The sequence below is a fragment of the Cellulomonas algicola genome (assembly GCF_019024305.1).
GTDB lineage: Bacteria > Actinomycetota > Actinomycetes > Actinomycetales > Cellulomonadaceae > Cellulomonas > Cellulomonas algicola.
On record NZ_JAHKSJ010000017.1, the window covers coordinates 1 to 25,668 of the forward strand.

Genomic DNA, 25,668 nt, shown 5'->3' on the forward strand with positions numbered 1-25,668 from the left:
GGGTTCCAGTCGCACTTCAACTCCCAGAGCCCGGTGCCGAGTAACTACCAGACGACGCTGTCGAGCTTCGCCGCGCTCGGGGTGGACGTGCAGATCACCGAGCTCGACATCGAGGGTTCGGGCTCCTCGCAGGCGCAGAACTACCAGCGGGTCGTGCAGGCCTGCCTCAACGTCTCGCGCTGCACCGGCATCACCGTCTGGGGCGTGCGCGACACCGACTCCTGGCGCTCGGGCGGCACACCGCTGCTCTTCGACGGATCCGGCAACAAGAAGGCCGCCTACACCTCCGTGCTGGACACGCTGAACCGCGCGACGCCCAGCCCGACGCCGACGACGCCGAACCCGACGCCGACCACGCCGAACCCGACGCCCACCACGCCGAACCCGACGCCCACCACGCCGGACCCGACGCCGACCACGCCGCAGCCCACCGGCGCGTGCACGGTCACGTACGCGGCGCCGTCGCAGTGGCAGGTCGGGTTCACGGCCAACGTCAAGATCACGAACAACGGCGCGCCGGTCAACGGGTGGACCCTCACGTGGGCGTGGCCCGGCAACCAGACGATCACCCAGGCGTGGAGCACGGCCACCACGCAGAGCGGTGCGCAGGTGACCGCGCGGAACGTCGACTACAACCGCACGATCGCGACCGGCGGCACCGTCGAGTTCGGGTTCAACGGCGCCTACAGCGGGAGCAACCCGGCGCCCACGAGCTTCTCGCTCAACGGCACGCCCTGCACCACGCGCTGACACCGCGAGGCCGGTGCGGCGGGCGCGCGCAGCGTCGCCGCACCGGCTGACGGACCGGCGCGCACGCCGACGGCCCGGACGAGAGGTCCGGGCCGTCGGCGTTCCCGCGTCCTGTCGGCGGACAGCGTGCTCGTCGTCCCGCGCGCCTCCCCGTGGTCGGCGCCCTCGCGTGGTCATGATCGGCCCACCACGCGACGTGAGGGGGCCTCCATGTTGCCGACCCGGATCCGCACGACCACCGTGCGCCTCGGCCCGTTCCTCGACGACCTGGGGTCGCCGTGGACGGGCCGCGTCACGGTGCGGTCGTCGACTGCACGCGTCTGGGACGCGAGCGGGGCGACGGTCCACCCGCGACCCGCGGTGGTCGCGCTCGACGAGCACGGCGGTGCGACGCTGCGCCTGCCGACGACCGACCAGCCCGGGTTCAGCGACGGCGCCGGGCGGCCCGTGACCAGCTGGTCGTACACGGTGACGCTCGAGCTCGACGGCGAGCCGCCCGTCCGGCACACGTTCCCCCTCCCCGGTGACGAGGGCGACGACGTGCGCGTGATCATCCCGGTCACGACGGCGGAGGAGGCGACGGCCGCGGCGCCGCGGGACGAGACGGCGGCCGCCACGACGGCGGCGGCACCGGGCGCCCTGCCGGTCCCGGGCGACCCGGTGGTCGCGGCAGGGGCCGGGCGGGGGCTGACGCGGCGTGCCGCGTTCCGGGCCGGTGCGATGGTGCTCGGCACGGCTGCGGCGGTCGTCGCGGGGCAGCAGGGCGCGGCGGCGGCACCGGCGCGCGGGAGCCGGGTCGGGTCGGTGCTGCTGCCGGCGGCGCAGACGATCGACGACGACCTGGTCGTGGGGAGCGCCGCGCACCCGCACAGCCTGTTCATCCGGTCGTCCGCGGCGGGCGGAACCGAGGGCGGGCCCGGGATCTTCGACTCGACCGGGCGGCTGGTGCTCGAGACGTACCAGCCGCACTTCCAGCACTTCGGCGAGTCGATCCGCGTCGAGCTCAAGGACCCGCGCGCCAAGGGCATGCTCACGTACCGGGCGGCGTGGCCCACGCCGCACTACCCGGACGGCGACTTCACGTGGGTCGCGGGGCACCCGAACGGACCGCAGTCCGTCGCGTGGCTCGGCGCGCACTTCCTCAACAACGACGACCCGTCGAGCCTCGCGAAGAACCTGCAGCACGGGCACATCGGCTTCGAGGTCCCGGACTCGCTGGGCCAGCTGCAGACGAGGCTCGAGATCAAGTTCATCGACCCGGTGACGGGCAAGATCGGCACGGACAAGACCGCGATCCGCACCAACATGGCGGACTTCGAGGTCGGCACGAGCCAGCGCGGCGAGCAGCTGCGCGTCGTGGGCGGCGAGGAGAACCACCGGGACGTCGTGTGGGCCACGCGGGTGGGGACGGTCCGCGAGCCGCGGTGGGTCGCGCGCACCGTTGCGGGACGGTCGAACTTCGAGCTGCTGCGCTACCAGAACGGCAACGTCCTCGTGGACACCCCGTTCGGCGTCGACCGTGCCACCGGTCTCGTCACGGTCGGCGGACAGCGGGGCACGTCGGCCGGGTTGCGCGTGGTGCGGAACGGCGGCATCGCGCTGACCGTGACACCGCTCGAGGCCGGCGGGCACGGGGCCCTCGTCACGGGCGTCGACGCGACGACGCGCGCCTACCAGTCGGACGTCACGGGCGACGCGCAGCGGCGGTTCGTCACGCTCGTCGACGGCACCCAGCAGTGGGGGACCGGTGCAGCGGCGCGCGACACGCAGCTCTACCGGCGGGCGGTCAACCAGCTCGGCACCGACGGCGGGCTGTTCCTGCGCAGCAGCGCCACGCCGGCGACGGCGTCGACCGGCGGGGTCCTGTTCGTCGCCGACGGCGCGCTCAAGTTCCGCGGGTCGACGGGCACGGTGACGACGCTCGCGCCCGCCTGACAGCGGTTCCCCGCCCGGCGACGTGCGACCCCGCCTGACGGGGGTCGCCCCGGCGTGACGCGGGCGGCTCCGACGTGACGAGGGCGAGCCCGGCATGACGCCGCCCGACGTCGTGCCGGGGTGCGCGCCGGCGGCTGGGCGAGACCACCCGCGACGGGTGGGGCGGTGCGTCCGGCAGCCCGTCGACGATGGGCGGGGGCCGCGGGGGTGGCCCGGGCGGTCGGCGGTCGTGGGAGCGCCGACCCTGTCGGGGGAGGAGCACGTCGTGGGGACGCGAACATGGGTGCGGGGCGGGACGGTCGCGCTGCTGGTGGCGCTGGTCGCGGGGTGCGCGCAGGACGAGGACGAGCCGTCGGACCTCGACCGCGCGCGCGCCGACGTCACGGCGAAGGAACGCGCGCTGACGGAGGCGCAGGAGGCGTCGGCCGCGGCGACCGAGGCGTTCTGCGCGAGCGCGACGGGCTACATCCACGCGCTCGACCGCTACGGCGACCTGCTCGTCTCGACCGCACCGACGGTCGGCGACGTCGTCACCGCGGGCGACGACCTGCGCGCGCCGCGGGCGCAGGTCGTCGACGACGCGCAGGAGGCGCAGACCACGCACGAGGCGGTGACGGACGCGGAGAACGACCTGGCCCAGGCCCGGGCGGCGCTCGCGGAGCTCGAGGCGTCGGAGGCGGCGTCCGGGGCGCCGGTCGAACCCGTCGAGCCGACGACGGCCACGGCGACCCCGCTCGCGCCCGCGGAGCTCGTCGAGCGCGTGCGGCAGGCGGACGCCGAGCTCACCGCGGTGAAGGAGGGCATCGGCGACGACACGCCGCTCGCGCAGGCGTCGGAGCAGTTCGACGCGGCCGCGGTGGCGCTCGAGGCCGCGTGGCTGCGGCTCTTCGTGACCACCGGCTGCCTCGCGGACGACCAGCAGGCCGCGGCGCACGAGGCGTTCGTCGCGTACACGACGACGCTCCAGCAGTCGCTGACCGACGCCGGGTACGACACCGGGCCGGTCGACGGGGTCTACGGCCCGCAGACGGTCGCGGCGGTCGAGGCGCTGCAGGCCGCGCACGGGCTGCCGGTGACGGGCACGGTCGACAAGGCGACGGACGCCGCCCTGCGCGCGGACCTCGAGGCGAAGGGCGGGGCAGCGGCGACTGCGGCGGTCGCGTCGACGGCCGCGCTGCAGCAGACGCTGCACCTGCTCGGCTACTGGGACGGGCCCGTCGACGGCACGTGGACGGACGCGCTCACGCAGGCGGTCGTCGCGCTGCAGACCGACCTCGGCGTGCCCGCGACCGGTGTGATGGACGCGGCGACGATCGCGGCGGCGCAGGCGGCTGTGGCTGCGGCGCTCGCGGCCGGGGCCCCGGCGGACGACGCCGCGCCGGACGACGGCCCGGGAGACGACGCGTCGCAGGACGAGGCACCCGACGAGGATGCGGAGACGGACGAGGGCTGACGGTCGTCGGCGGTCGCCGACACGCGGTGAAGGACGCCGGCCCGTCGGCGCGAGGTGACGGATGCCGGCCCCTCGGCGCGCGAGACGACTGACGGCTGACGTCGACGGGCGGCTGCGCGAGGTGTCAGGTCGGGTCGACCGTGACGACGACCTTGCCGACGGAGTGGCCCGAGCCGTGGTGGCGCAGCGCGTCGGCGGTCTGCTCGAGCGGGAAGGTGCGGCCGACGACGGTGCGTACGGTGCCGGCCTGCAGCAGGTCGACGAGCGGCCCGACGTGCCGGACGCCGAGCGGCACGGCGAGCACGCGCAGCCGCTTCCGCCCCGCCAGGCCGACGAGCGGCCCGAGCACCAGGACCTGGAGCAGCGACCGGACGGCGCCGCCGACGACGAGGTAGGTGCCACCGGGGGCGACGCCGCGCGCGATCGCACCGACCGACCGGTAGCAGGCCAGGTCGAGGACCAGGTCGTAGGGACCGGGCCGGGTCCAGTCGTCGACGCGGTGGTCGAGGACGCGCACGGCCCCGAGCGACCGCAGGTGGTCGGCCTTGTGCGCGGTGTCGACGGCCGTGACCTCGGCGCCCGCGAGGACCGCGAGCTGCACCGCGTACGTGCCGGCGCCGCCGCCCGCGCCGTTGACCAGCACGCGCTGCCCGGCGCGCACGCGGCCGCGGTCGACGATGCCGCGCATCGCGATGACCCCGGCCTGCGGCACGGCCGACGCCTCGACGAACGACATCCCGTCAGGCAGGGGGGCGAAGGACCGGGCGGGTGCGCACACGTGCTCGGCGAAGCAGCCGAGGCGGTCGAGGAGGTCGGCGTACACGTCGTCGCCAGGTGCGAACGTCGTGACGTCGGCGCCGACCGCGACGACGGTCCCGGCGACGTCCGAACCGAGCACCCGCCGACGCGGCCGGCGCAGCCCGCCGAGCCGCGCGTAGGCGGGTCGCCCGGTGAGCCCCTCCCAGTCGGAGCCGTTGACCGAGACGGCCCGGACGGCGACCAGCACCTCGTCGGGGCCCGGCTCGGGCCGGTCGACGTCGACGACGCGCAGCACGTCGGGCGAGCCGTACTCCGTGTACTCCACGGCCTTCATCGGGTCCTCCGGGCCGGTGCGGCGGGCAGGCGCTGCCACCGTAGCGGCTGCGTCGCGACGGCCGGGCGGCGTGCAGACGCGGGCGACGCGTCGACGAGCGCCCGCTCGGGACCGAGCGGCTCTACGGCGACGGCCTCCCGGCGGCGCCGGGCGACGCGAAGACGTACGGCCGCGACCTGGTGACGGGCGCGCCGTGCGAGGCCGACGAGTACGCGGCGCTCGACCCCGAGGGGCGGGCGCTGCTGCGCGCGGTCCCGTACGTGCCGCCGCACGCGCTGCCGTCCGAGGACCTGCCGCTGCAGCTCGTCCCGGGCCGGACGATCTACCACGTCCACACCCGGACCACGACGCCGGGGCGTGCCCGCGCGCCCGAGCTCGCACTGCTGCCGGACCTCCGGACCGTCGACGTCCTCGCGCACGGCCTCGCGCACGGCGTCGCCTCCGACTGGGAGCTCATCGGCCAGGCGGCGCAGGGCGTGCGCGCGCGGGACCTCGTCGACCTGTCGCAGCGCTGCCGTTCGGAGACGATCCGGCAGGCGCGCTGGGCGGACGCGATGCTCAAGGAGTCGGCGACGCAGATCCTCGTGTCCTGACGGCCCGGGACGGAGGTCCGGTCCGTGACGGCGACGGCGGTGGCAGCGTCGGACCATGGGACGTGCAGCGCGCCGGTGGGTCGTGGGCCTCTCCGCGTTCACCCTCGTCGGGGTCGTCGCGGGGGTGCAGGGCTTCCTGTCGGGTGCGTTCGCGCCGCTCGTCGACGACCTCGAGCAGGTGCTGCCCCTCACCGGGCCGGTCGTGCCGGCCGTCGCGCTGGCGGTCCTCGTCGGTGTCCCGCAGACGGTCGTGCTCGTGACCGCGCTGCGACGGACGGCGGACGCGCCCGTCGTCGCGGCGGTGGGCGGCGCGGCGCTGACCGGGTGGGTCGCGGTGCAGCTGCCGCTCGTCGGCTGGACGTCGCCCGTGCAGTGGGCGTTCGCCGCCGTCGGCGTGGTCGAGTGCGTCGCCGGGCTGCGGATGCGCGCGGCGCGGGCGGGGACGGCCGCGGGACCAGCGGGGACGACGACGGGGACGGCCCGTGCGGACCGTCCCCGTCGGGGCTGACCGGCCGAGCCGGTGCAGCGGTCTACTTGAAGGCGTCCTTGACGTCGTCGACGGCGTCCTTCGCCTTGTCACCGGCCTGCTTGACGTTGGCGGACGCCTGGTCCGCCTGGCCCTCGGCCTCGAGGCGCTCGTTGCCGCTCGCGCGGCCGGCGCCCTCCTTGACCTTGCCCTTCGCCTCTTCGGCGGCGTGCTCGATCTTGTCGTCCAGACCCATGGGTCTCTCCTCTCGTGAGGGCTGTCGTGTGCGGGGGAGTCAGACGGCGCGACGCCCTCTGCCGACGAGCCAGCCGATGAGGCTGACGACGAGCAGGATGATGCCGATCCACAGCAGGACCTTCGCGGCCTCGACGGCGACGCCGAGGACGATCATCACCACGCCGGCGATGATGAGGATGAGCCACAGAGCCATCTGACTGCCTCTCTCGACCCGGTGGCCGGGGTTGGCCGCCGGACGTCCACGACCGCGGTTCTCCAGTCGCAACTCCTTCATGGTCGTGCGACCAGGGGCGCGCCGCACGTCGGGCGGGCCTGTGCGAACGGTGGTACGCGGGGTGAGAAGTCCTGCGTCAGACGCCCGCCTGCGCGGTGGGCGGGTCGACGAGGTAGGTGCCGTGCCCCTCGACCACGAGCCCGTCGACGAAGCGCAGGACCTCGTCGACCACGCCGCCCGACTGGTTGCGGTAGCCGAGGACGAGCACGTCGACGCCGGCGTGCACGCGTTCGACGGAGAACCGCAGGTCAGGGACCCGTCGGAGGCCTTCCGTCCAGTAGGCCCGCAGGGCGTCCTTGCCGCGCAGGACCCCCTGCGTCGCGGGCAGGAGCCGGGCGGCGAAGGGCGAGGTGAACACGACGTCGTCCGCGAAGTGGTCCAGGACGGTCTCGACGTCGTGCGCGTTCCAAGCGGCCACCCAGGCGGCGGCGAAGGCGTGCGGCTCGGGTGTGGACATGCCGGGCAGTGTGGCACCGCGACGTGCGCATGGTGGACATCGATGTCCAGCATGCGAGAACGACCGGCGGCGATACTTGACCTATCCAGTCGGGATTTCTAGTGTGCTCGTCACCGGGGTCACCAGACCTCGGGGTCATGAGCTCCAGCACCAAGCCCCGGCTCGCTGGACGGCAACCCTCCCGCGCGGCGGGGTGCCCCGGGTGACGACCAGGCCGTGAGCGCACCGCCCACGGCAACGGCGCGGACGCAGGCCCACGGCCTGCCGTGAGGAGAGAGCGATGAGCGGGCGAGCCCCTGGACGCGCAGCCGTCCTGACGTGTCGCTGTCGCCCCCTGCGCTCCTGTCGCACGCGCTGACACCCGCGCTCGCCGCACCGTCGGTCGGAGCCCGTCGCGCCCCGACCCCGCCGCCCGCTGACGCGGGCGTCTCGTCCCACCCCACCGCCACGTCCCGGCACGGACGCGCCCTCGGCGCGCCCGCAACCGCCGTGCACCCCAGAGACGGACCCGCACCATGACCGTGACCCCCCGCACCCACCTCGGCCTCGACCTCTCCGACGCCGGCGCGCACCCCGAGGCGTGGCGCGCGACCGGCTCCGAGCCGCACCGCCTGTTCGACCCCGAGCGCCTCGGCCAGCTCGTCGCGACCGCGCAGCGCGCCACGCTCGACTACGTCCTGTTCGACGACGCGTTCGCGCTGCACACCAGCCGCAACACGACGCTGCGCGGCCGGCTCGACGCCGCGCTCGTCTCCGCCCGGCTCGCCCCGCGCAGCTCCGGGATCGGGCTCGTCGCGACCGTCGACACCACGCACACCGAGCCGTTCCACGTCGCCAAGGCGATCCAGACGATCGACCACGTGAGCCGCGGTCGCGCCGCCTGGCAGGTCGGCTGGTCCACGACCGACGAGGTCGCCGCCGCGTTCGGCCGCAAGCCCGCGCAGGACGAGGCCGACGCGGTCGCCGAGGCCGACGAGGCCGTCGACGTCGTGCGCAAGCTCTGGGACAGCTGGGAGGACGACGCCGAGATCCGCGACGTCCCGACCGGCCGGTTCGTCGACCGCGAGAAGATCCACCGCATCGACCACGACGGCGTGCGGTTCGCCGTGCGCGGCTCGTCGATCACGCCGCGCTCGCCGCAGGGCCAGCCGCCCGTCGTCGTGCGCGTCGGGTCCTCGTCGTCGTTCGCGCTCGCCGCGCACCGCGCCGACGTCGTGCGCATCCGCCCCGCCGACCGCGGCGACGCCGCGCTCCAGCGCGCCGAGATCCGGGCCGCTGCGGCCGCCGTCGGGCGCGACCCCGACGAGCTCCGCGTGGTGGCCGACCTGTTCGTGGTCCTCGGCGGGACCGAGCACGCCGCCCGCGAGCGGCTCGCGCTGCTCGACGCGCTGACGGCCCCCGGGCGGCGCACGCACGAGGGTGCCGCGCACGTCGGGACCGCGGCGGACCTCGCCGCGACGATCGAGGACTGGACGACGACCGGCGCGGTCGACGGCTTCACGCTGCGGCCCGCCGCGCTGCACACCGACGTCGACGGCATCGCCGACGAGGTCGTGCCGCTGCTGCGCGCAGCGGGCGTGTTCCGTGAGTCCTACCCGGGCACGACGTTCCGCGACACGCTCGGCCTGGCGCGCCCCGTCAGCCGCTACGCGACCGCGATCGCCTGAGCCGCCGACCATGACGAACCGCCCCCGCAAGCAGATCCACCTCGGCGCGCACTTCCCGGGTGTCAACAGCACCACGGTGTGGACCGAGCCCGACTCCGGCAGCCAGATCGACTTCGCGTCGTTCGAGCACCTCGCCCGCAAGGCCGAGGACGCCCGCCTCGACTTCTTCTTCCTCGCCGAGGGCCTGCGCCTGCGCGAGCACAAGGGGGAGATCTTCGACCTCGACGTCGTCGGGCGCCCTGACACGCTGCCCGTGCTCGCCGCGCTCGCGGCCGTCACCGACCGGCTCGGCCTGGTCGGCACCATCAACACGACGTTCAACGAGCCGTGGGAGATCGCCCGGCAGTTCGCGACGCTCGACGTCCTGTCCGGCGGCCGTGCCGCATGGAACCTCGTGACGTCGTCGGACGCGTTCACCGGCGCGAACTTCCGCCGCGGCGGGTTCCTGCCCTACGCCGAGCGGTACGAGCGGGCCGCCGAGCTCGTCGCGGTCGCCCGCGCGCTGTGGGACTCGTGGGACGACGACGCCGTGCTCGGCGACCGGGCCGCCGGCGCGTTCCTACGCGACGGCGCCGTCCGGGACGTCGAGCACGCAGGGCCGCACTTCCGGGTGCGCGGCACGTTCCCGACGCCGCGCGGGCCCCAGGGGCACCCGGTCCTGTTCCAGGCCGGCGACTCGGCCGACGGGCGCGACTTCGCGGCGGCCACCGCCGACGTCGTCTTCTCGATGCACTCGACGTTCGAGGACGGCCAGGCGTTCTACCGCGACGTCAAGGGCCGCCTCGCCGCGCTCGGGCGCACCGAGGAGTCGCTGAAGATCCTGCCCGCGACGACCGTCGTGCTCGGCGACACCCTCGCGGACGCACAGGAGCGGGCGCGCGTCATCCGGCGCCAGCAGGTCTCCGGACCGGGCGCGATCGCGTTCCTCGAGCAGGTGTGGGGCGTCGACCTCACGTCCTACGACCCCGAGGGGCCGCTGCCGGACGTCGAGCCCGACGTCGACAACGCCGACATCACGCGCGGCCGGGTCCGGCACGTCAAGGACCCGCGTCCGGTCGTCGCGCAGTGGCGTGCCCGTGCCGAGGCCGAGGGGCTCTCGATCCGCGACCTCGTCATCGCCGTCACGACGCGCGGCGGGTTCGTCGGGACGCCCACGCAGGTCGCCGACGCGATCGACCGCGCCGTCCAGGAGGACGCGAGCGACGGCTTCATCCTCGTGCCCCATCTGACGCCGCACGGGCTCGACGACGTGCTCGACCGCGTCGTGCCCCTGCTGCAGGAGCGCGGCTCGTTCCGCACCGAGTACAGCGGCCCGACGCTGCGCGACCACCTCGGTCTCGACCGGCCCGCCCCCGGCCGCACCCGCACCGCCCATCTCGACCAGCAGCCCGTCGGCTGAAGGAGCCCCCCACGATGACCGACACCGCGATCCGCCCGGCCGACACCGGGACCGCCGCCGCCCGTGACGAGTGGGCCGCCTGGCACACCGAGCGCGAGCGCACGCTCGCGACCCCGCACGGCTGGCTCACGCCCGTCGCGCTGCTCTGGCTGCGCGCGCAGCGCCGCACGCTGCCGGGCGTGCCCGGCCTGTGGTGGGCCGACGACGAGGGCGCGCACGTCCTCGCGGTCGACGACGACGGCTTGGTCGACCCGGCCGACGCGGGCACGACCCTGCGCGGCGAGCGGTCGTGGGAGGTCGTCGAGGACGGCTCGACGGTCGTCGCGCGCTTCCTGCCGGCCGGCCGTGACCCGCTGGCCGCGCCCGACGAGGTCGAGGTCGTGGTCGAGCTGGTCAGGCGGACCGGGCGCTACGCGCTGCGGCTGCGTGACCCGCAGGCCGCGACCCGCGCCCGGTTCACCGGGGTGCCGACGTTCGCCTACGACGAGTCCTGGGTGCTCGACGCGCCCGTGCGCTGGTACGACGCCCCGCAGCGGGTCGTCGTCGGGGCCGCACAGGCCGGCCTCGTGCACGACGCGACCCTGGTCGGCGAGGTCGACGTCGAGCGCGGCGGCGTCGCACGGACGCTGCGGCTCGTCGGTGCCCCCGGCAAGGAGGGCGTCGCGCTGCTCTTCTCCGACGAGGCCGACGACGTCGCCGGGTGGCGCGTGCTGCACACCGCGCGCCCGGCCGAGGGTTCCGCGACGATCCGGCTCGACCTCAACCGCACGCTCAACCTGCCGTACGCGTTCACGGAGTTCGGCACGTGCCCGTCGCCGGTGCTCGGCAACCACCTGCCGTTCGCCGTCGAGGCGGGGGAGCGCGCGCCGCTCGGGGCACGGCCGTGACGGCGCCCGCCACGGACGCGGTGCTCGAGGTCGTCTCCGTCCCGCTGTCCGACCCGCGCGTGCAGCCGCTGCTCGACGAGCTCGCGACCGAGTACCTCACCCGGTACGCGGAGCTGTTCGGCGAGCGCGACCTGCGCGAGGAGATGGACCGGTACCCGGCGGAGCAGTTCGTGCCGCCGGCGGGCGACCTCGTGCTGCTGCTGGAGGCGGGCGAGCCCGTCGCGGGCGGTGCGTTCCGGCACCGCACCGAGCCCGAGGTCGGCCCGGTCGAGCTGCTGGAGCGGCCCGCGGCCCGCGACGCCGAGGGGCGTCCTGCGCTGCCGACGGCGGAGCTCAAGCGGATCTGGACGTCGTCGGCGCACCGCCGCCGCGGCCTCGCCCGCCGCGTGCTCGCCGAGCTCGAGCCGCGTGCCGAGGCCGCCGGGTACCGGCGGCTCTACCTGACGACCGGCCCCCGGCAGCCCGAGGCCGCCGCGCTGTACCTCGCGACCGGCTACCGGCCGCTGTTCGACCCGAGCGACCCGCCCACCACGGGACCGCTGCCCTTCGAGAAGTGGCTGTGAGGAGGACCTCGTGAGCACCATCGACCTACGTCACGACGACGTGCAGCGCCGCGTCGCCGACGTCGTCCCGGTCCCCGTCGCCGTCCCCGACGGGGCGCGCGTGCCCGCCGGGACGAGCGCGCGCGACGAGCTCGAGCGCCTGCGGGTCCGGCCCGCGCGCCACCCCGGCCGGTGGGTCGCGACCGCCGCCGTCGCCGTCCTGCTGGCGATGGTCGTCAGCTCGCTGCTGTCGAACGACAAGTGGGGCTGGGACGTCGTCGGGCAGTACCTGACCTGGCCGTCCGTGCTCGAAGGGCTGTGGGGGACGGTCCGGCTGACCGCCGTCGCGGCCGTCGTCGGGTTCGGCCTCGGGACGGTCCTCGCGCTCATGCGCCTGTCCCGCTCGCCGCTGCTGCAGTCGGTCGCCTGGGCGTACGTGTGGGTGTTCCGGTCGGTGCCGCTGATCCTGCAGCTGCTGCTCTGGTACAACCTCGCGTACCTGTACCCGACGCTGTCGCTCGGGATCCCGTTCGGGCCGTCGTTCACCGAGTTCGGCACGCTCGACGTCGTCGACAAGTTCGGCGCCGCGATCCTGGGCCTCGGGCTGTCGCAGGCCGCGTACTCGTCCGAGATCGTGCGCGCCGGCATCCTCGGCGTCGACCAGGGCCAGCACGAGGCCGCGGCCGCGCTCGGCATCCCGCGCGCCCGCCAGCAGTGGCGGATCGTCCTGCCGCAGGCCATGCGCACGATCGTGCCGACGTCGGTCAACGAGATCATCGGCCTGGTCAAGGGCACGTCGGTCGTCTACGTCCTCGCGTACGGCGAGCTCTTCTACACGGTCGGCGTGATCTACGGGCGCAACCTGCAGGTCGTGCCGCTGCTGCTCGTCGCGGGCATCTGGTACCTCGTCCTGACGACGGCCCTCACGATCGCCCAGTTCTACCTGGAGCGGTACTACGCCCGCGGCGCGCTGCGCACGCTGCCCCCCACACCGCTGCAGAAGGCGCGCTGGAACGTGCTGCTCGCCTGGTCCCGCGTCGCGGGCCGGCCCGTGCACGCGAGCGTGCCGCCGGGCTTCGGCTCGCGCGGGGGGCAGCGCGGCCTGGCCGGCGTGCGCTCGGGCGGGCAGCGACGCGACGAGGGAGGTGCGGCATGACCGCCACGACCACCAGCACACGGACGGGTACGCCGCCGGCCGCCGGAGGGCTGCTCGAGGTGCACGGCGTGCACAAGTCGTACGGCACGCTCGAGGTGCTCCAGGGCGTCGACCTCGTGGTCCGCCCCGGTGAGGTGACCGTCGTCATCGGCCCGTCCGGCTCCGGAAAGTCGACGCTGCTGCGCGTCATCAACCACCTCGAGAAGGTGGACCGCGGGTTCGTCGCGCTCGACGGCGACCTCATCGGGTACGCGCGCCGCGGGGACTCGCTGCGCGAGCTCAAGGAGAAGGACATCCTGCGGCAGCGCACGCAGATCGGCTTCGTCTTCCAGTCCTTCAACCTGTTCCCGCACCTCACGGCGCTGGAGAACGTCACGGAGGCGCCGGTCTCGGCCCAAGGCCGGCCGCGTGCCGAGGTCGAGGCCGAGGCGCGCGCGCTCCTCGACCGTGTCGGGCTCGCCGACAAGGCCGACGCCCGCCCCCGGCAGCTCTCCGGCGGCCAGCAGCAGCGCGTCGCGATCGCCCGCGCGCTCGCGACCCGGCCCAAGGTGCTGCTGTTCGACGAGCCGACGTCCGCGCTCGACCCCGAGCTCGTGGGCGAGGTCCTCGACGTCATCCAGGACCTCGCGCACGGCGGCACGACCATCGTGCTCGTGACGCACGAGATCGCGTTCGCCCGCCAGATCGCCGACACCGTCGTCTTCATGGACGGCGGCCGGATCGTCGAGCAGGGCCCGCCCGCCCGGGTGCTCGACCACCCCGCCCACGCCCGGACCCGGGCGTTCCTCGACAAGGTCCTGTGACCCCGTCGAGCGCTGCACGACCCCCGCACGACCCGACCCCACCGTCCCCGCCCCGAGGGACCACACGAGAGGCACCACCCATGACCCGCACGATCGGCGCACGCCGAGCCCCCGGACGCACGCGGCTGCTCGCCGCCGCCGTCGCCCTCCCGCTGCTCGTCACGCTCGCCGCCTGCTCGTCGAGCGCGGACGCGGAGGAGCCGGCCGGTGGCAGCGACCTCGCCGAGGCCGCGGAGAAGGCCGGGCTCGAGGTCAACACGACCGCCGACCAGGACAGGATCCGCACGACCGAGTCGGAGGAGGCGATCGCGCTCCTGCCCGACGCGTACAAGGACGTCGACACGCTCAAGGTGTCCGTGTCCGCGTACGTCGCGCCGCTCGCGTTCCTCGCCGACGACGAGAAGACGCCCATCGGGAACGAGACCGACATCGCGCAGCTCATCGGCGACGCGCTCGGCAAGAAGGTCGAGTGGGAGGTCAAGGCGTGGGCCGACTGGCCGCTCGCGCTGCAGTCCGGCGACGTCGACGCGTCGATCTCCAACATCACGGTGACCGAGGAGCGCAAGGAGCTCTACGACTTCGCGTCGTACCGCGTCGACCAGCTCGGCTGGCTGACCCGCGCGGACTCCGACCTCGAGTCGATCACGGAGCCCGCCGACATCGCGGGCCTCACCGTGGCCGTGGGCTCCGGCACCAACCAGGAGAAGATCCTGCTGGCCTGGGACGAGGAGAACAAGGCCGCCGGTCTCGAGCCCGTCAAGGTCGAGTACTTCGAGAACGACGGCGACACGATCCTCGCGCTGCAGTCCGGCCGCATCGACGTCTCGTTCGGCCCCAACGCGACCGCCGCGTACAAGGTGCGGGTCTCGCCCGACGAGTTCAAGGTCGTCGGCACGCTCAACGGCGGCTGGCCGAACACCGCGCAGATCGCCGCCGCGACCCTCAAGGGCAACGGCCTGTCGGCCGCGTTCACCGCGGCGCTCAACCACGCGATCGAGGACGGCTCCTACGCGAAGGTCCTCGAGCGCTGGGGCCTGCAGGACGAGGCGATCGAGAAGTCCGAGGAGAACCCGCCCGGGCTGCCCAAGACCGAGTGAGCGTCTGCTTCAGGACCTCCTCGACCAGACCGGTCCCTGGGGGACGGTGACCGGTCGCGGGGCCGGTCAGGTGCGACGCCCGACCGGCCCCGTCCCCCCCAGCCGTCGCAGCCCCCGTGCGACCGAAGGAGAGATCGATGAGTGCAGCCGTGGACCACGTGGTCGTCGGCGGCGGCGTCATGGGCGCGGCCGCGGCCTGGCAGCTCGCCCGGCGCGGGCGCGACGTCGTGCTGCTGGAGCGGTTCGGCCCCGGGCACGCGCACGGCGCGTCGCACGGCAGCGGCCGGATCTACCGCACGACGTACGCGCAGGCCGACTACCTCGACCTCGCGCAGGAGGCGCTGCCGCTGTGGTCCGCCGTGGCGGACGAGGCCGGGGTCGCACCGGTGCTCAAGCACACCGACGGCATCAGCCACGGCGGCCCGGCGGCCGACGAGGTCGCCGAGGCGCTGCGAGCCCGCGGCGTCCTCGCGCGCTGGGTCGAGCCCGCCGAGGCTGCCGAGCGGTGGCCGGGCCTGCGGTTCGAGACGCGCGTGCTGCACGAGAGCCGCACCGCAGGACGGCTGCACGCCGACCGCGCGGTGGCCGCGCTGCAGGAGGCGGCCCGCGCGCACGGGGCCGACGTCCGGCACGACACCGCGGTGACCGGGCTCGTCGAGGTCCCGGGCGGCGTCCTCGTCCGGACCACGACCGACGAGGTCGTCGCGCGCAGCGTCGTCGTCGCCGTCGGTGCCTGGACGCAGCGTCTGCTGACGGGCGCAGGTGCCGGTCTCGCCGACGCGGCCGCGGTCGCCGACGGGCTGCCGTCCCTCGTCGTCACGCAGGAGCAGCCCGCGCACTTCGCGCTGCGCACGGCCGCGCCGACGCCCGAGTCGTGGCCCGTGTTCACGCACCAGCCGCTCGACCCGGGCGGCTGGCCGAGCGGCACGTACGGGCTGGTCGACCCCGTCGAGGGCCTCAAGATCGGCTTCCACGGCGTCGGGCCCGTGACCGACCCCGACCGGCGGACCTACGAGCCCGAGCCCGGGCAGCTCGCGCGGCTGCGGGACTACGTCCGGACGTGGGTGCCAGGCGCCGACCCCGACTCCTTCGAGCCCGTGTCCTGCACCTACACGACGACGCCCGACCACGACTTCGTGCTCGACCGGCGCGGCCGCGTGGTCGTCGCCGCCGGGTTCTCCGGGCACGGGTTCAAGTTCGCGCCCGCCGTCGGGCGGGTGCTCGCGGACCTCGCCACCGAGGACCCCGACGGGCCGACGCGTGCCGCGGCCGCGCGGTTCGCGCTGCACCGGACCGCCCTCCCTGCCCGCACCTGACCCCCCGACCCGACCACGCGCACCCGACCACGCGCCGCGACACCGACCACACCGGAGGCACCGGACGGCGCCGCGTCCCACGGCCTCCGCAGCACCCCGACGACAGGACCACCATGAGCCCCACCACCACCGCCCGCCGCGTCCCGCTCTCGATCCTCGACCTTGCCGTCGTCGCCGACGGCGCGACCGGGCAGGACGCGATCCGCGCGAGCCTCGAGCTCGCGGTGCGGGCCGACGCGCTCGGTTACCGCCGGTTCTGGTTCGCCGAGCACCACCTCGCGCCCGGCGTCGCGTCGGCGTCGCCCGCGGTGCTCGCGGCCCTGACGGCGGAGCGGACGCAGCGCATCAAGGTCGGGTCGGGTGCGGTGCTGCTCAGCACGACGAGCCCGCTTATCGCCGCCGAGCAGTTCGGCGCGGTGGCGGCGCTGCACCCGGGGCGCGTCGACCTCGGCCTCGGCCGCGCGTTCACGCCTCCGCCGACGCCGGGCGGTGCCACCGCGTCCGCTGCCGTCGTCGCGTCCGCGGCCGTGGCCGCGGACGACTCGGTCGCCGCGGAGGACTCGATCGCCGGGGACGCGCCGGTCGCCACGGTCGCGGCGGACGCGCCGCCGCGCCGCGAGCCGCAGCCCGCGCGGGACGTCGACGGGCTGCACGTCCCCGCGACGCCGCCGCTCGACCGTGGTGACTCCGCGCTGCGCGAGCGCTTCCTGGCGCAGACCCGCGTGATCGGGGCCAGCCGTACGTCGGGCGTCTTCCGCGAGGAGCTCGAGGTCGTGCTCGGGCTGCGCGCGGGGACGTTCCGCGACGCGGACGGGCGCCCCTGCGTGAGCCCGCCCGTGCAGGGCGCCGACCTCGACCTGTGGGTGCTCGCGTCGAGCGGCGGCGAGAGCGCGCGCGTCGCGGGGGAGCTCGGCCTGCCGCTCGCGGCGAACTACCACGTCAGCCCGGCGACCGTGCTCGAGACCGTCGAGCAGTACCGCGCGGCGTTCCGGCCGGGCGTGCTCGACGCGCCCTACGTCGTGGTGTCCGCCGACGTGCTCGCCTCGGAGACCGACGAGCGCGCGACGGGGCTCGCCGACGGGTTCGCCGACTGGGTGCTGTCGATCCGCGGTGGTGGCGGCGCGGCCGTCTACCCGCGTCCCGGCACCGGCACGCCGTGGGAGGCCCGCCCCGAGCAGGAGCGGGCGCTGCTGCTCGACCGCGTGAGCACGCGCTTCGTCGGCAGCGCCGCGACCGTCGTCGAGCGGCTCGAGGCGCTCCAGCGGGCGACCGGCGCCGACGAGCTGCTGCTGACGACCGAGGTGCACGACCCGGCAGCGCGCGTGCGGTCGTTCGAGCTGATCGCACAGGCGTGGAACGCGAGCGCACCGGCCGCCCTCGACGACCGTGAGCCCGTCGCGGCGACCGTCTGACCGCCCGTCCGCCCGTCCGCCCGAGCCGCCCGCCCCCCCGGGCCCACCTCCGACCCGACCCCGACCCACCCCGCCCCTTCCGAGAGCAGGAGAGACCCGTGCCCGTCGAGTTCCTCGGCATCGCCACCACGAGCGACGCCTCCGAGACGTCCGACCGCACCACCGCCCCGTTCGACCGCCAGTACCTCGAGCGGATCGTCCGCACGCACGAGGAGTACGGCTGGACGCGCGTGCTGTTCGCGTACGGCTCGTCGGGGCCCGAGCCGTCGGCGCTGCTCGCGCACGCCGCCGCGCGCACCGAGACGATCGAGCTGCTGCTCGCGCACCGGCCCAACGTGTCCTACCCGACGTTCGCCGCGAAGTCGTTCGCGACGCTCGACCAGCTCTCCGAGGGTCGGCTGTCGGTGCACTTCATCACGGGTGGCAACGACCACGAGCAGCAGCGCGAGGGCGACACGCTCACCAAGGACGAGCGGTACGCGCGCACCCGGGAGTACATCCAGATCGTCAAGAAGGCGTGGGCCGGCCGGGAGGCGTTCGACCACTCCGGCGAGTTCTACGAGTTCCGTGACTTCGTCCTCGACGTGACGCCGTACGAGGGACGGACCCCGACGATCTCGTTCGGCGGCTCGTCGGACGCCGCGTACCGGGTCGGCGCGGCCGAGGCCGACATCTTCGCCGTCTGGGGCGAGCCGCTCGACCGCACCGCCGAGCAGATCGCGCGCATCCACCGCGAGGCCGCCGCCGCGGGTCGGACCAGCCCACCGCGCATCCACGCCGCGTTCCGGCCGATCATCGCGCCGACCGAGGAGCTCGCCTGGGAGAAGGCGCACGCGATCCTCGGGCGCATCGAGGCCCGCAAGGCCGCGCTCGGCGGCACGCTCAGCCGTCGCCACCCGATCGACGCCCCGCAGAACGCCGGGTCGCAGCGCCTGCTCGAGATCGCCGCGCAGGGCGAGCGGTTCGACACCGCGCTGTGGACCGCGACCGCGAAGGCGACCGGCGGCGCGGGCAACTCGAACGCGCTCGTCGGCACGCCCGAGACCGTCGCGCAGGCGCTGCTCGCGTACTACGACCTGGGCGTCCGTGTGATCTCCGCGCGCGGCTACGACCTGCTGCACGACGCCGCCGACTTCGGCCGCTACGTCATCCCGCTCGTCCGCGAGGGGGTCGCCGAGCGCGACGCCGCCGCGGCGAAGGCCGCCTGAGGGGACCGGCGGTGCGCTTCCAGCTGCTCGACATCGTCTTCAACCCGCCGCACCCCGTCACGGGCGAGGCCGTCCCGCCGTCCGACCGGCTCCAGCGCGTCATCGACCACGCGGTCCTCGCCGAGGAGCTCGGGTTCGACTCGTTCGCCGTGGGGGAGCGGCACGCGGGCGACGTGCTGTCGTCCGCGCCGACCGTCATCCTCGGCGCCGTCGCGGCCCGCACGTCGCGCATCCTGCTGTCGACCGGCGTCACCGTGCTGTCGCTGCTCGACCCGGTGCGCGTCGCCGAGGACCTCGCGACCGTCGACCAGCTGAGCCGCGGCCGGCTCGAGATCGTCATCGGCAAGGGCAACGAGGTGCTGCAGTACCCGCTGCTCGGCCTCGACATCGGGAAGCAGTACGAGTACCTCGAGGAGAACTACGAGCTGCTCCGGCTGCTGCTGTCCGGCGAGGACGTCTCGTGGGAGGGTCGGCACCGGCCGTCGCTGGAGCACGCCACGACGCTCCCGCGGCCGTTCGACGGGCCGTTCCGCATCTGGCACGGCTCGGCCACGTCGCGGTTCGCCGTCGAGCTCGCCGCCCGGTGGGGTGACCCGATCGTCTCCGCGAACGCGCTGCAGCCGCGCGAGAACTACCAGGTGCTCATCGACCACTACCGCGAGCAGCACGCCGCGCACGGGCACGACCCGCGGCACGCCTACGTCGGGTCGGGGTCGGGCGGGCTGTTCCTCGCCGACACGACGGAGGAGGCCGTCGAGCAGTACCGGCCGCTGTACGAGGGGCTGGTCCGGGCGCAGGACGCGCGACGGCACGACCCGGCGGCCGTCGGGAAGGTGACGAGCTTCCGCACGATCGAGGAGGCCGTCGAGCGCGGGCCCGCCCTGGTCGGCTCGCCCGAGCGCGTCGCCGAGAAGATCCTCGACTACCACCGCTCGTACCGGCACGACCTGCAGTCGGTCTCCGTCAACCACCTGCTCGAGCCGTCGCGGCAGGAGGACGTGCTGCGCCGGTTCGCCGAGGAGGTGATCCCGCTCGTGCAGGCCGAGGTCGGGACCACGCTCTGGACCGCCGCCGACGAGCGCCGCGCCGCGGGGTTCACCGCCACGTCGTCGGTGCCGCAGCCCGCCTGACACCCGGGACCGGCCGTCCCGTCGCCGTCGGGGGACCCGACGGGACGGCCTCGGGTCCTGACGTGGCCAGGGCTGACGACAGGCGGCCCGACGCGGGAGCATGCCGACATGGAGCACGCCCCAACGGACGAGGTCGGCGGCCCCGACCCGGGCGGCGACGACGCCGCTCACGAGGGACCGGACGGACGCGACGACCGCCCGCCCGTGGCCGACGCGGTCGCGGTCGAGCGGCACGCGTCCTGGCTGGAGCTCTTCTTCGATCTCGTCGCCGTCGCGGGCATCGGTGCGCTCGCGCACCTGCTCGCGCACGAGCGCACCGGCGTCGGGCTCGGCATCTACGTCGTCGCGTTCGCCGCGTTCTGGCTGGTGTGGGCGTGCTTCACGACGTACGCCGACATCGCCGCCGAGACGACGCGCACCGTCACGATGCTCGCGGGGATGGTCGCGCTCGGCGTGATGACGGCCGCCGTGCCCGGGATCGACGACGAGCACCGCCGCGCGTTCGCGATCGGCTACGTCGTCGGACGTGTCGTCGCGTCGCGGCCGTGGCGGCGGGCGACCGTCGTCGTCGACCTGCCCGTCGTGCACACCGGCGCGGGCGTGCTCCCGTGGGTCGTGTCGTGGTGGGTCGACGGACCGGCCGCGTACCTGCTGTGGGGGCTCGGCCTCGTGCTCGACCTCGCCTTCCTCCTGGCCAGCACGCGGTCCCGGCTCGTCGCGTCGGCGCAGGCGCGGCTCGACCGCGCCCTGGAGTCGCGGCGCCGACGCCGGGACGAGCGCCGCGGACCGTCCGACGCCGCGCCGGTGCGCGGGCCGGGCGGCGCCGACGGGCCGCGCGGTCGGCAGGTGCCCACGACCGTCCAGGTGCTCGGCGCCGACGTCCCGCACCTCGGCGAGCGCATGAGCCTGTTCGTGCTCATCGTGGTGGGGGAGTCGCTGATCCAGGTGATCGACGGCGCGAGCGAGGCGGAGTGGGACCGGGCGCTCGCCGTCGCGGGCGCAGGCGCGTTCACGCTGCTCGTCGGCCTGTGGGGCGTCGCGGTGCGATGGGGGTCCGCCGGCGTCGCCCTGCTGCCGCCGGGGTCGCTCGAACCGCGCCTCGCCTGGGGCGCCCACCTCGTGTCCACCTGCGCGCTGGCGACCGTCGCCGCCACGCTCGCGCCGTTCGTCGCCGACCCGACCGCACAGGTCGGCGACCGTGACCGCTGGTTCGCGGTGGGCGCCTACGCGACGTACGCGCTCGTCGCGGCGAGCATCCACGTGGCCCTCGCGGTGCGGGACGGCCGCGCGGGCGCCGACCCCGCCGGGCGACGGGAGAGCGCGCGGCGGGCGGTCGCGATCGGCGCGCCCGCGCTCGTCGTCGTCACGCTCGCCGGGGTGCACGTCGACCCGACGGCGGTCCGGCTCGTCTGGTTGCTCGCGGGCGGCGTCGTCCTCATGCCCGTGCTGCTCGGCGTCCTGCGCCGCCGGGACGAGCGGCAGGGCGACGAGCCCGGGCGCGCGGGAGCCGGTGGGCGCGACGAGCGTCGCGCCGAACGGGACGCGGCACGCGAGCGGCGCCACGCCGGGCGAGCCGGGCACCGCGAGGGGCCACCGACGGCGTCGGGGTGACGCAGGACCAATCCGTTCGGTCCACCCCTCGCCGGGCTGGCACGATGCGCGGGTGCTGCTCACCCTGACGACCCGCGACGACGCCGCGCGCGACCTCGGCTTCGTGCTGCACAAGCACCCCGACCGCGTGCAGCGGTTCGACCAGGCGTTCGGCGTGGCGCACGTGCTCTACCCGCAGGCCGACGACGACGTGGTCACGGTCGCGCTGGTGCTGGAGGTCGACCCGGTGGCCCTCGTGCGCGGCAAGGGTGCCCGCGACGCGGCGTTCAGCCTCGCGCAGTACGTCAACGACCGCCCGTACGCGGCGTCGTCGATGCTGGCCGTGGCCCTGGGTCGCGTCTTCCGCACGGCGATGGCGGGCCGGTGCGACCAGCGTCCGGAGCTCGCCGAGCGCGCGTGGCCGCTCGAGGTGCACGTGCCGTCGGTGCCGTGCCGCGGTGGCGCCGACGCCGCCGTCCGGCTGTTCGCGCCGCTCGGCTGGGACGTCGAGGTGACACCCGTCCCGCTCGACCCGACGATCCCGGAGTGGGGCGACTCCCGGTACGTCGACCTGCGGCTGCGCGGCACGCTCCGGGTCGCCGACGCGCTCCAGCACCTGTACGTCCTCCTGCCGACGCTCGACGCCGCGAAGCACTACTGGGTCGGCCTGGACGAGGTCGACAAGCTCGTCCGCGCGGGGCAGGGCTGGCTCGCCGACCACCCCGCGCGCGACGAGATCGCCCGCCGCTACCTGGCGCACCGCGGGTCGCTCGTCGCGAGCGCGGTCGCGCGGCTCGCGGAGGTCGACGACGCCGAGCCGGAGGCGCTCGACGACGCCGTGCCTGCGGACCGTGATGCCCTGCCGGGCGAGGACCCGGGGCCTGCGGTGGCAGGCGAGGACGGCGACCCGCCCGCGGCCGTGCCGCTCGCGCGGCGCCGCCTCGACGCGGTCGTCGAGCAGCTGCGGCTGGCCGGGGCGCGCAGCGTCGTCGACCTGGGCTGCGGTGAGGGCCACCTGCTCGGTGCGCTGCTCGACGACCCGCGGTTCGACCGGCTGCTCGGCGTGGACGTCTCGCCGCGTGCGCTGGAGGTCGCCGCGCGGCGCCTGCACCTCGACACGATGCCCGCGCGGCGGCGCGCCCGGATCGAGCTCGCGCAGTCGTCCGTCACGTACACCGACGCGCGCGTCGCGGGCTTCGACGCCGCGGTGCTCATGGAGGTCGTCGAGCACGTCGACCCGCCGCGCCTGGCCGCCCTGGAGCGCGCGGTGCTCGGCGTCGCCGCCCCGCCGACCGTCGTCGTCACGACGCCGAACGCCGAGCACAACGTCCGCTACCCGACACTGGCCGCGGGGACGATGCGGCACCACGACCACCGGTTCGAGTGGACCCGTGCGGAGCTCGCCGCGTGGGCGCGCGCCGCCGCCGACCGGTACGGGTACGACGTCGAGCTGCTGGGCGTCGGCGACGACGACCCCGAGGTCGGCCCGCCGACGCAGCTCGCGGTGTTCCGCCGCACGACCGAGACCACCGGGGAGGAGGCCCGATGACCACGCTGACGGTGCCCGCGCTGTCGCTCGTCGTCCTCGTCGGCGCGTCGGGCTCCGGCAAGTCGACGTTCGCCGCGCGCGCGTTCGGGCCGTTCGAGACCCTGTCGTCCGACTTCTTCCGCGGGCTCGTCGCGAACGACCCGAACGACCAGGGCGCGACCCGCGCCGCCTTCGACGCGCTGCACCACGTCGCGGCCGCGCGGCTCGACGCCGGGCTGCTCACGGTCGTCGACGCGACGAACGTGCAGGCGCAGGCCCGGCGGTCGCTCGTCGACCTGGCCCGCGCGCACGACGTGCTGCCGGTCGCGATCGTCCTCGACCTGCCGGAGGAGGTGTGCGTCGCCCGCAACGCCGCGCGCGACGACCGCGACCTCGGTGCGCACGTCGTGCGGCGGCAGCGCGACCAGCTCCGGCGCTCGCTGCGCGGGCTCGCGAAGGAGGGCTTCCGCACGGTGCACGTGCTGCGGTCGGTCGACGAGGTCGAGGCGGCGGTGATCGCGCGGCAGCCGCTGCGGAGCGACCGGCGCGACGAGCGTGGCCCGTTCGACGTGGTCGGCGACGTGCACGGCTGCCGGTCGGAGCTCGAGGCGCTGCTGGTCCGGCTGGGATACGCGCTCGTCCGGGACGACGCCGGTCGACCCGTCGACGCGGTGCACCCGGAGGGGCGGCGCGCGGTGTTCGTGGGGGACCTCGTGGACCGCGGACCGGACAGCCCGGGCGTGCTGCGCCTCGTCATGGGGATGGTCGCGGCCGGGCACGCGCTCGCCGTGCCCGGGAACCACGAGGAGAAGCTGGTCCGCGCGCTCGACGGGAAGCAGGTGCGCGTCGCGCACGGGCTCGCGGAGACGCTGGAGCAGCTCGCCGGGGAGAGCGAGGAGTTCCGCCGCGAGGTCCGGGACTGGTGCGACGGGCTCGTCGCGCACCTCGTGCTGGACGGCGGTGCGCTCGTCGTCGCGCACGCCGGGCTCAAGGAGTCGTTCCACAACCGGGCGTCGGGCCGGGTGCGGTCGTTCGCGCTGTACGGGGACACGACGGGGGAGACGGACGAGTACGGGCTGCCCGTGCGGCTGCCGTGGGCGGACGACTACCGCGGGCGCGCGACGGTGCTGTACGGGCACACGCCGACGGCCGTCCCGACGTGGGTGAACAACACGATGTGCCTCGACACGGGCTGCGTGTTCGGCGGGCACCTGACGGCCCTGCGCTACCCGGAGCGTGAGGTCGTGCAGGTCCCGGCGGAGCGGACGTGGTGCGAGCCGGCTCGGCCGCTCGACGCGGTGCCGTCCGGCACGGCGCGACGCGACCCGGACGTGCTCGACGTGTCGGACGTGCTCGGCCGCCGCTCGGTCGAGACGACGCTGCTCGGACGCGTCACGGTCGCCGAGGAGAACGCGGCGGGCGCGCTGGAGGTCATGAGCCGGTTCGCGGTCGACCCGCGCTGGCTGCTGTACCTGCCGCCGACGATGAGCCCGTGCGCGACGGCGCCCGACGGCGACCTGCTGGAGCACCCGGCGCAGGCGTTCGACGCCTACCGGTCCGACGGCGTCGGCACGGTCGTGTGCGAGGAGAAGCACATGGGGTCGCGGGCCGTCGTGCTCGTCTGCCGCGACCAGGCGGCGGCGTCGGGACGGTTCGGCATGCCCGACGGTGTCACCGGCGTGGTCCACACCCGGACGGGACGGCCGTTCTTCGACGCCGCGCGCTCCGAGGCGCTGCTCGCGGTCCTCCGCGACGCCGCCACGGCCGCCGGGCTGTGGGACACCCTGGGACCCGACGACGGGCCGACGGGCTGGCTGCTGCTCGACGCCGAGCTCATGCCCTGGTCGGTCAAGGCCGGTGATCTGCTGCGCCACCAGTACGCGGCCGTCGGCGCGGCGGCCCGGTCGGCCCTCTCGCCGGCCGTCGACGCCCTGCGCGCGGCGGCGGCCCGGGGCCTCGACGTCGCGGGGCTGCTGGACCGTACTGACGCACGGCGGCGCAACGCCGACGCGTTCGCCGACGCCTACCGCCGGTACGTGTGGCCGACCGACGGCCTCGACGGCGTGCGGCTCGCGCCGTTCCAGGTGCTCGCGGCGGACGGCCGGACCTTCGAGACGCAGGACCACCTCTGGCACCTCGACGTCGCGGACCGGCTCGTCGCCGCGGACGCCGCGGGCGTGCTGCAGGGCACCCGACGGCTGGTCGTGGACGTCGACGACGAGGCGTCCGTCGGCGCAGGCGTCGCCTGGTGGACGGACCTGACCGGGGCGGGCGGTGAGGGGATGGTCGTCAAGCCGCTCGGCAACCTCGTGCGCGGCCGCCGGGGCGGACCCGCGCAGCCGGGGATCAAGGTGCGCGGCCGCGAGTACCTGCGGATCATCTACGGCCCGGACTACACCGAGCCGGCGAACCTCGAGCGGCTGCGGTCGCGCAGCCTGGGCCGCAAGCGCGGGCTGGCGCTGCGGGAGTACGCCCTCGGGCTGGAGGGGCTCGCACGCGCGACCTCGGGCGAGCCGCTGTGGCGCGTGCACGAGGCCGTGTTCGCGGTCCTGGCGCTGGAGTCGGAGCCCGTGGATCCTCGCCTCTGACCCTTGCACCTCACGTGACGTGAGGGCCTAGCGTCGGCGGTGCGGGCGCCGGTGCCCGCGGCACGA

23 protein-coding genes and 1 riboswitch are annotated in these 25,668 nt (G+C 75.3%); of the genes, 19 read left to right on the forward strand and 4 right to left on the reverse strand.

Annotated elements, in window-relative coordinates:
- From KOV94_RS13375 to KOV94_RS13385, 3 genes are all read left to right on the forward strand, one after another.
- Nucleotides 1-750 (forward strand): cellulose binding domain-containing protein (locus KOV94_RS13375; protein WP_218052312.1); only part of this gene is annotated, 750 nt, incomplete at its 5' end.
- Between the two features lie 210 nt (nt 751-960).
- Nucleotides 961-2,685 carry a hypothetical protein gene (locus KOV94_RS13380; protein ID WP_218052313.1) on the forward strand — a complete coding sequence of 575 codons (1,725 nt, stop codon included), beginning with the start codon at nt 961-963 and terminating at the stop codon, nt 2,683-2,685.
- Between the two features lie 265 nt (nt 2,686-2,950).
- The gene (locus KOV94_RS13385; RefSeq protein ID WP_308160539.1) at nt 2,951-4,138 is read left to right on the forward strand and encodes a peptidoglycan-binding domain-containing protein; all 1,188 of its coding nucleotides are present in this window, start codon (nt 2,951-2,953) and stop codon (nt 4,136-4,138) included.
- 124 nt (nt 4,139-4,262) lie between these two features.
- On the opposite strand, the gene KOV94_RS13390 is transcribed toward KOV94_RS13385, so the two are convergent.
- On the reverse strand, nt 4,263-5,231 hold the full coding sequence (locus KOV94_RS13390) for an NAD(P)-dependent alcohol dehydrogenase (RefSeq protein ID WP_218052315.1): 969 nt from the start codon (nt 5,229-5,231) through the stop codon (nt 4,263-4,265).
- 179 nt (nt 5,232-5,410) lie between these two features.
- Between KOV94_RS13390 and KOV94_RS13395 the strand changes: the two genes are divergently transcribed.
- Nucleotides 5,411-5,824, forward strand: a complete 414-nt coding sequence (locus KOV94_RS13395) for a hypothetical protein (protein WP_218052316.1) — start codon at nt 5,411-5,413, stop codon at nt 5,822-5,824.
- A 55-nt stretch (nt 5,825-5,879) separates the two neighbouring features.
- Nucleotides 5,880-6,332, forward strand: coding sequence for a hypothetical protein (locus tag KOV94_RS13400; protein ID WP_124341688.1), 453 nt, complete (start codon nt 5,880-5,882; stop codon nt 6,330-6,332).
- Between the two features lie 22 nt (nt 6,333-6,354).
- Here the strand turns inward: KOV94_RS13400 and KOV94_RS13405 are convergent, their stop codons facing one another.
- The 3 genes from KOV94_RS13405 to KOV94_RS13415 all read right to left on the reverse strand — a co-directional run bounded on the left by KOV94_RS13405 (nt 6,355) and on the right by KOV94_RS13415 (nt 7,279).
- Complete coding sequence (locus tag KOV94_RS13405) at nt 6,355-6,546, reverse strand: CsbD family protein (protein ID WP_124341689.1); 192 nt, start codon at nt 6,544-6,546, stop codon at nt 6,355-6,357.
- Between the two features lie 39 nt (nt 6,547-6,585).
- Nucleotides 6,586-6,741, reverse strand: coding sequence for a DUF4175 domain-containing protein (locus KOV94_RS13410; RefSeq protein ID WP_148090454.1), 156 nt, complete (start codon nt 6,739-6,741; stop codon nt 6,586-6,588).
- Between the two features lie 157 nt (nt 6,742-6,898).
- Nucleotides 6,899-7,279 (reverse strand): nuclear transport factor 2 family protein, encoded by a 381-nt coding sequence (locus KOV94_RS13415; protein WP_218052317.1) that lies wholly within the window; start codon nt 7,277-7,279, stop codon nt 6,899-6,901.
- A 133-nt stretch (nt 7,280-7,412) separates the two neighbouring features.
- Nucleotides 7,413-7,526: riboswitch (SAM riboswitch) on the forward strand.
- 268 nt (nt 7,527-7,794) lie between these two features.
- Here KOV94_RS13415 and KOV94_RS13420 point away from each other — a divergent pair.
- The 14 genes from KOV94_RS13420 to KOV94_RS13485 all read left to right on the forward strand — a co-directional run bounded on the left by KOV94_RS13420 (nt 7,795) and on the right by KOV94_RS13485 (nt 25,602).
- Nucleotides 7,795-8,946 carry an LLM class flavin-dependent oxidoreductase gene (locus KOV94_RS13420; protein ID WP_218052318.1) on the forward strand — a complete coding sequence of 384 codons (1,152 nt, stop codon included), beginning with the start codon at nt 7,795-7,797 and terminating at the stop codon, nt 8,944-8,946.
- A 10-nt stretch (nt 8,947-8,956) separates the two neighbouring features.
- The gene (locus KOV94_RS13425) at nt 8,957-10,345 is read left to right on the forward strand and encodes an NtaA/DmoA family FMN-dependent monooxygenase (protein ID WP_218052319.1); all 1,389 of its coding nucleotides are present in this window, start codon (nt 8,957-8,959) and stop codon (nt 10,343-10,345) included.
- A gap of 14 nt (nt 10,346-10,359) precedes the next feature.
- Nucleotides 10,360-11,232, forward strand: a complete 873-nt coding sequence (locus KOV94_RS13430) for a DUF1684 domain-containing protein (RefSeq protein ID WP_162352596.1) — start codon at nt 10,360-10,362, stop codon at nt 11,230-11,232.
- Nucleotides 11,229-11,795: a GNAT family N-acetyltransferase gene (locus tag KOV94_RS13435; protein ID WP_218052320.1), complete on the forward strand. Its 567-nt coding sequence runs from the start codon at nt 11,229-11,231 to the stop codon at nt 11,793-11,795. Before KOV94_RS13430 ends, KOV94_RS13435 begins: the two co-directional genes overlap by 4 nt.
- Nucleotides 11,796-11,805: 10 nt before the next feature.
- The gene (locus KOV94_RS13440; protein ID WP_308160540.1) at nt 11,806-12,930 is read left to right on the forward strand and encodes an amino acid ABC transporter permease; all 1,125 of its coding nucleotides are present in this window, start codon (nt 11,806-11,808) and stop codon (nt 12,928-12,930) included.
- Complete coding sequence (locus tag KOV94_RS13445) at nt 12,927-13,733, forward strand: amino acid ABC transporter ATP-binding protein (protein WP_225916665.1); 807 nt, start codon at nt 12,927-12,929, stop codon at nt 13,731-13,733. The genes KOV94_RS13440 and KOV94_RS13445 overlap by 4 nt, the downstream gene beginning before the upstream one ends.
- 80 nt (nt 13,734-13,813) lie before the next feature.
- Nucleotides 13,814-14,830 carry an ABC transporter substrate-binding protein gene (locus KOV94_RS13450; RefSeq protein ID WP_124341696.1) on the forward strand — a complete coding sequence of 339 codons (1,017 nt, stop codon included), beginning with the start codon at nt 13,814-13,816 and terminating at the stop codon, nt 14,828-14,830.
- A gap of 137 nt (nt 14,831-14,967) precedes the next feature.
- Nucleotides 14,968-16,146 carry an FAD-dependent oxidoreductase gene (locus tag KOV94_RS13455; protein ID WP_218052321.1) on the forward strand — a complete coding sequence of 393 codons (1,179 nt, stop codon included), beginning with the start codon at nt 14,968-14,970 and terminating at the stop codon, nt 16,144-16,146.
- 113 nt (nt 16,147-16,259) lie between these two features.
- Entirely contained in the window at nt 16,260-17,558 is a 1,299-nt protein-coding gene (locus KOV94_RS13460; RefSeq protein ID WP_218052322.1) for an LLM class flavin-dependent oxidoreductase, read from the forward strand.
- Between the two features lie 98 nt (nt 17,559-17,656).
- The gene (locus KOV94_RS13465) at nt 17,657-18,766 is read left to right on the forward strand and encodes an LLM class flavin-dependent oxidoreductase (protein WP_218052323.1); all 1,110 of its coding nucleotides are present in this window, start codon (nt 17,657-17,659) and stop codon (nt 18,764-18,766) included.
- A gap of 11 nt (nt 18,767-18,777) precedes the next feature.
- Entirely contained in the window at nt 18,778-19,896 is a 1,119-nt protein-coding gene (locus tag KOV94_RS13470) for an LLM class flavin-dependent oxidoreductase (RefSeq protein WP_218052324.1), read from the forward strand.
- A 108-nt stretch (nt 19,897-20,004) separates the two neighbouring features.
- Nucleotides 20,005-21,507, forward strand: a complete 1,503-nt coding sequence (locus KOV94_RS13475; RefSeq protein WP_218052325.1) for a low temperature requirement protein A — start codon at nt 20,005-20,007, stop codon at nt 21,505-21,507.
- Nucleotides 21,508-21,559: 52 nt separating this feature from the next.
- Complete coding sequence (locus KOV94_RS13480) at nt 21,560-23,035, forward strand: 3' terminal RNA ribose 2'-O-methyltransferase Hen1 (protein ID WP_218052326.1); 1,476 nt, start codon at nt 21,560-21,562, stop codon at nt 23,033-23,035.
- Nucleotides 23,032-25,602 (forward strand): polynucleotide kinase-phosphatase, encoded by a 2,571-nt coding sequence (locus tag KOV94_RS13485; RefSeq protein WP_218052327.1) that lies wholly within the window; start codon nt 23,032-23,034, stop codon nt 25,600-25,602. The genes KOV94_RS13480 and KOV94_RS13485 overlap by 4 nt, the downstream gene beginning before the upstream one ends.
- Nucleotides 25,603-25,668: the final 66 nt, after the last annotated feature.

Excerpts from the sequence above, each read along its gene's own strand:
- KOV94_RS13380 (WP_218052313.1), top strand. The coding sequence starts at position 961 with ATGTTGCCGACCCGGATCCGCACGACCACCGTGCGCCTCGGCCCGTTC.
- KOV94_RS13420 (WP_218052318.1), top strand. The coding sequence starts at position 7,795 with ATGACCGTGACCCCCCGCACCCACCTCGGCCTCGACCTCTCCGACGCC.
- KOV94_RS13400 (WP_124341688.1), top strand. The coding sequence starts at position 5,880 with ATGGGACGTGCAGCGCGCCGGTGGGTCGTGGGCCTCTCCGCGTTCACC.
- KOV94_RS13460 (WP_218052322.1), top strand. The coding sequence starts at position 16,260 with ATGAGCCCCACCACCACCGCCCGCCGCGTCCCGCTCTCGATCCTCGAC.
- KOV94_RS13455 (WP_218052321.1), top strand. The coding sequence starts at position 14,968 with ATGAGTGCAGCCGTGGACCACGTGGTCGTCGGCGGCGGCGTCATGGGC.
- KOV94_RS13415 (WP_218052317.1), bottom strand. The coding sequence starts at position 7,279 with ATGTCCACACCCGAGCCGCACGCCTTCGCCGCCGCCTGGGTGGCCGCT.
- KOV94_RS13410 (WP_148090454.1), bottom strand. The coding sequence starts at position 6,741 with ATGGCTCTGTGGCTCATCCTCATCATCGCCGGCGTGGTGATGATCGTC.
- KOV94_RS13450 (WP_124341696.1), top strand. The coding sequence starts at position 13,814 with ATGACCCGCACGATCGGCGCACGCCGAGCCCCCGGACGCACGCGGCTG.
- KOV94_RS13405 (WP_124341689.1), bottom strand. The coding sequence starts at position 6,546 with ATGGGTCTGGACGACAAGATCGAGCACGCCGCCGAAGAGGCGAAGGGC.
- KOV94_RS13445 (WP_225916665.1), top strand. The coding sequence starts at position 12,927 with ATGACCGCCACGACCACCAGCACACGGACGGGTACGCCGCCGGCCGCC.
- KOV94_RS13475 (WP_218052325.1), top strand. The coding sequence starts at position 20,005 with ATGGAGCACGCCCCAACGGACGAGGTCGGCGGCCCCGACCCGGGCGGC.
- KOV94_RS13430 (WP_162352596.1), top strand. The coding sequence starts at position 10,360 with ATGACCGACACCGCGATCCGCCCGGCCGACACCGGGACCGCCGCCGCC.
- KOV94_RS13390 (WP_218052315.1), bottom strand. The coding sequence starts at position 5,231 with ATGAAGGCCGTGGAGTACACGGAGTACGGCTCGCCCGACGTGCTGCGC.
- KOV94_RS13425 (WP_218052319.1), top strand. The coding sequence starts at position 8,957 with ATGACGAACCGCCCCCGCAAGCAGATCCACCTCGGCGCGCACTTCCCG.
- KOV94_RS13485 (WP_218052327.1), top strand. The coding sequence starts at position 23,032 with ATGACCACGCTGACGGTGCCCGCGCTGTCGCTCGTCGTCCTCGTCGGC.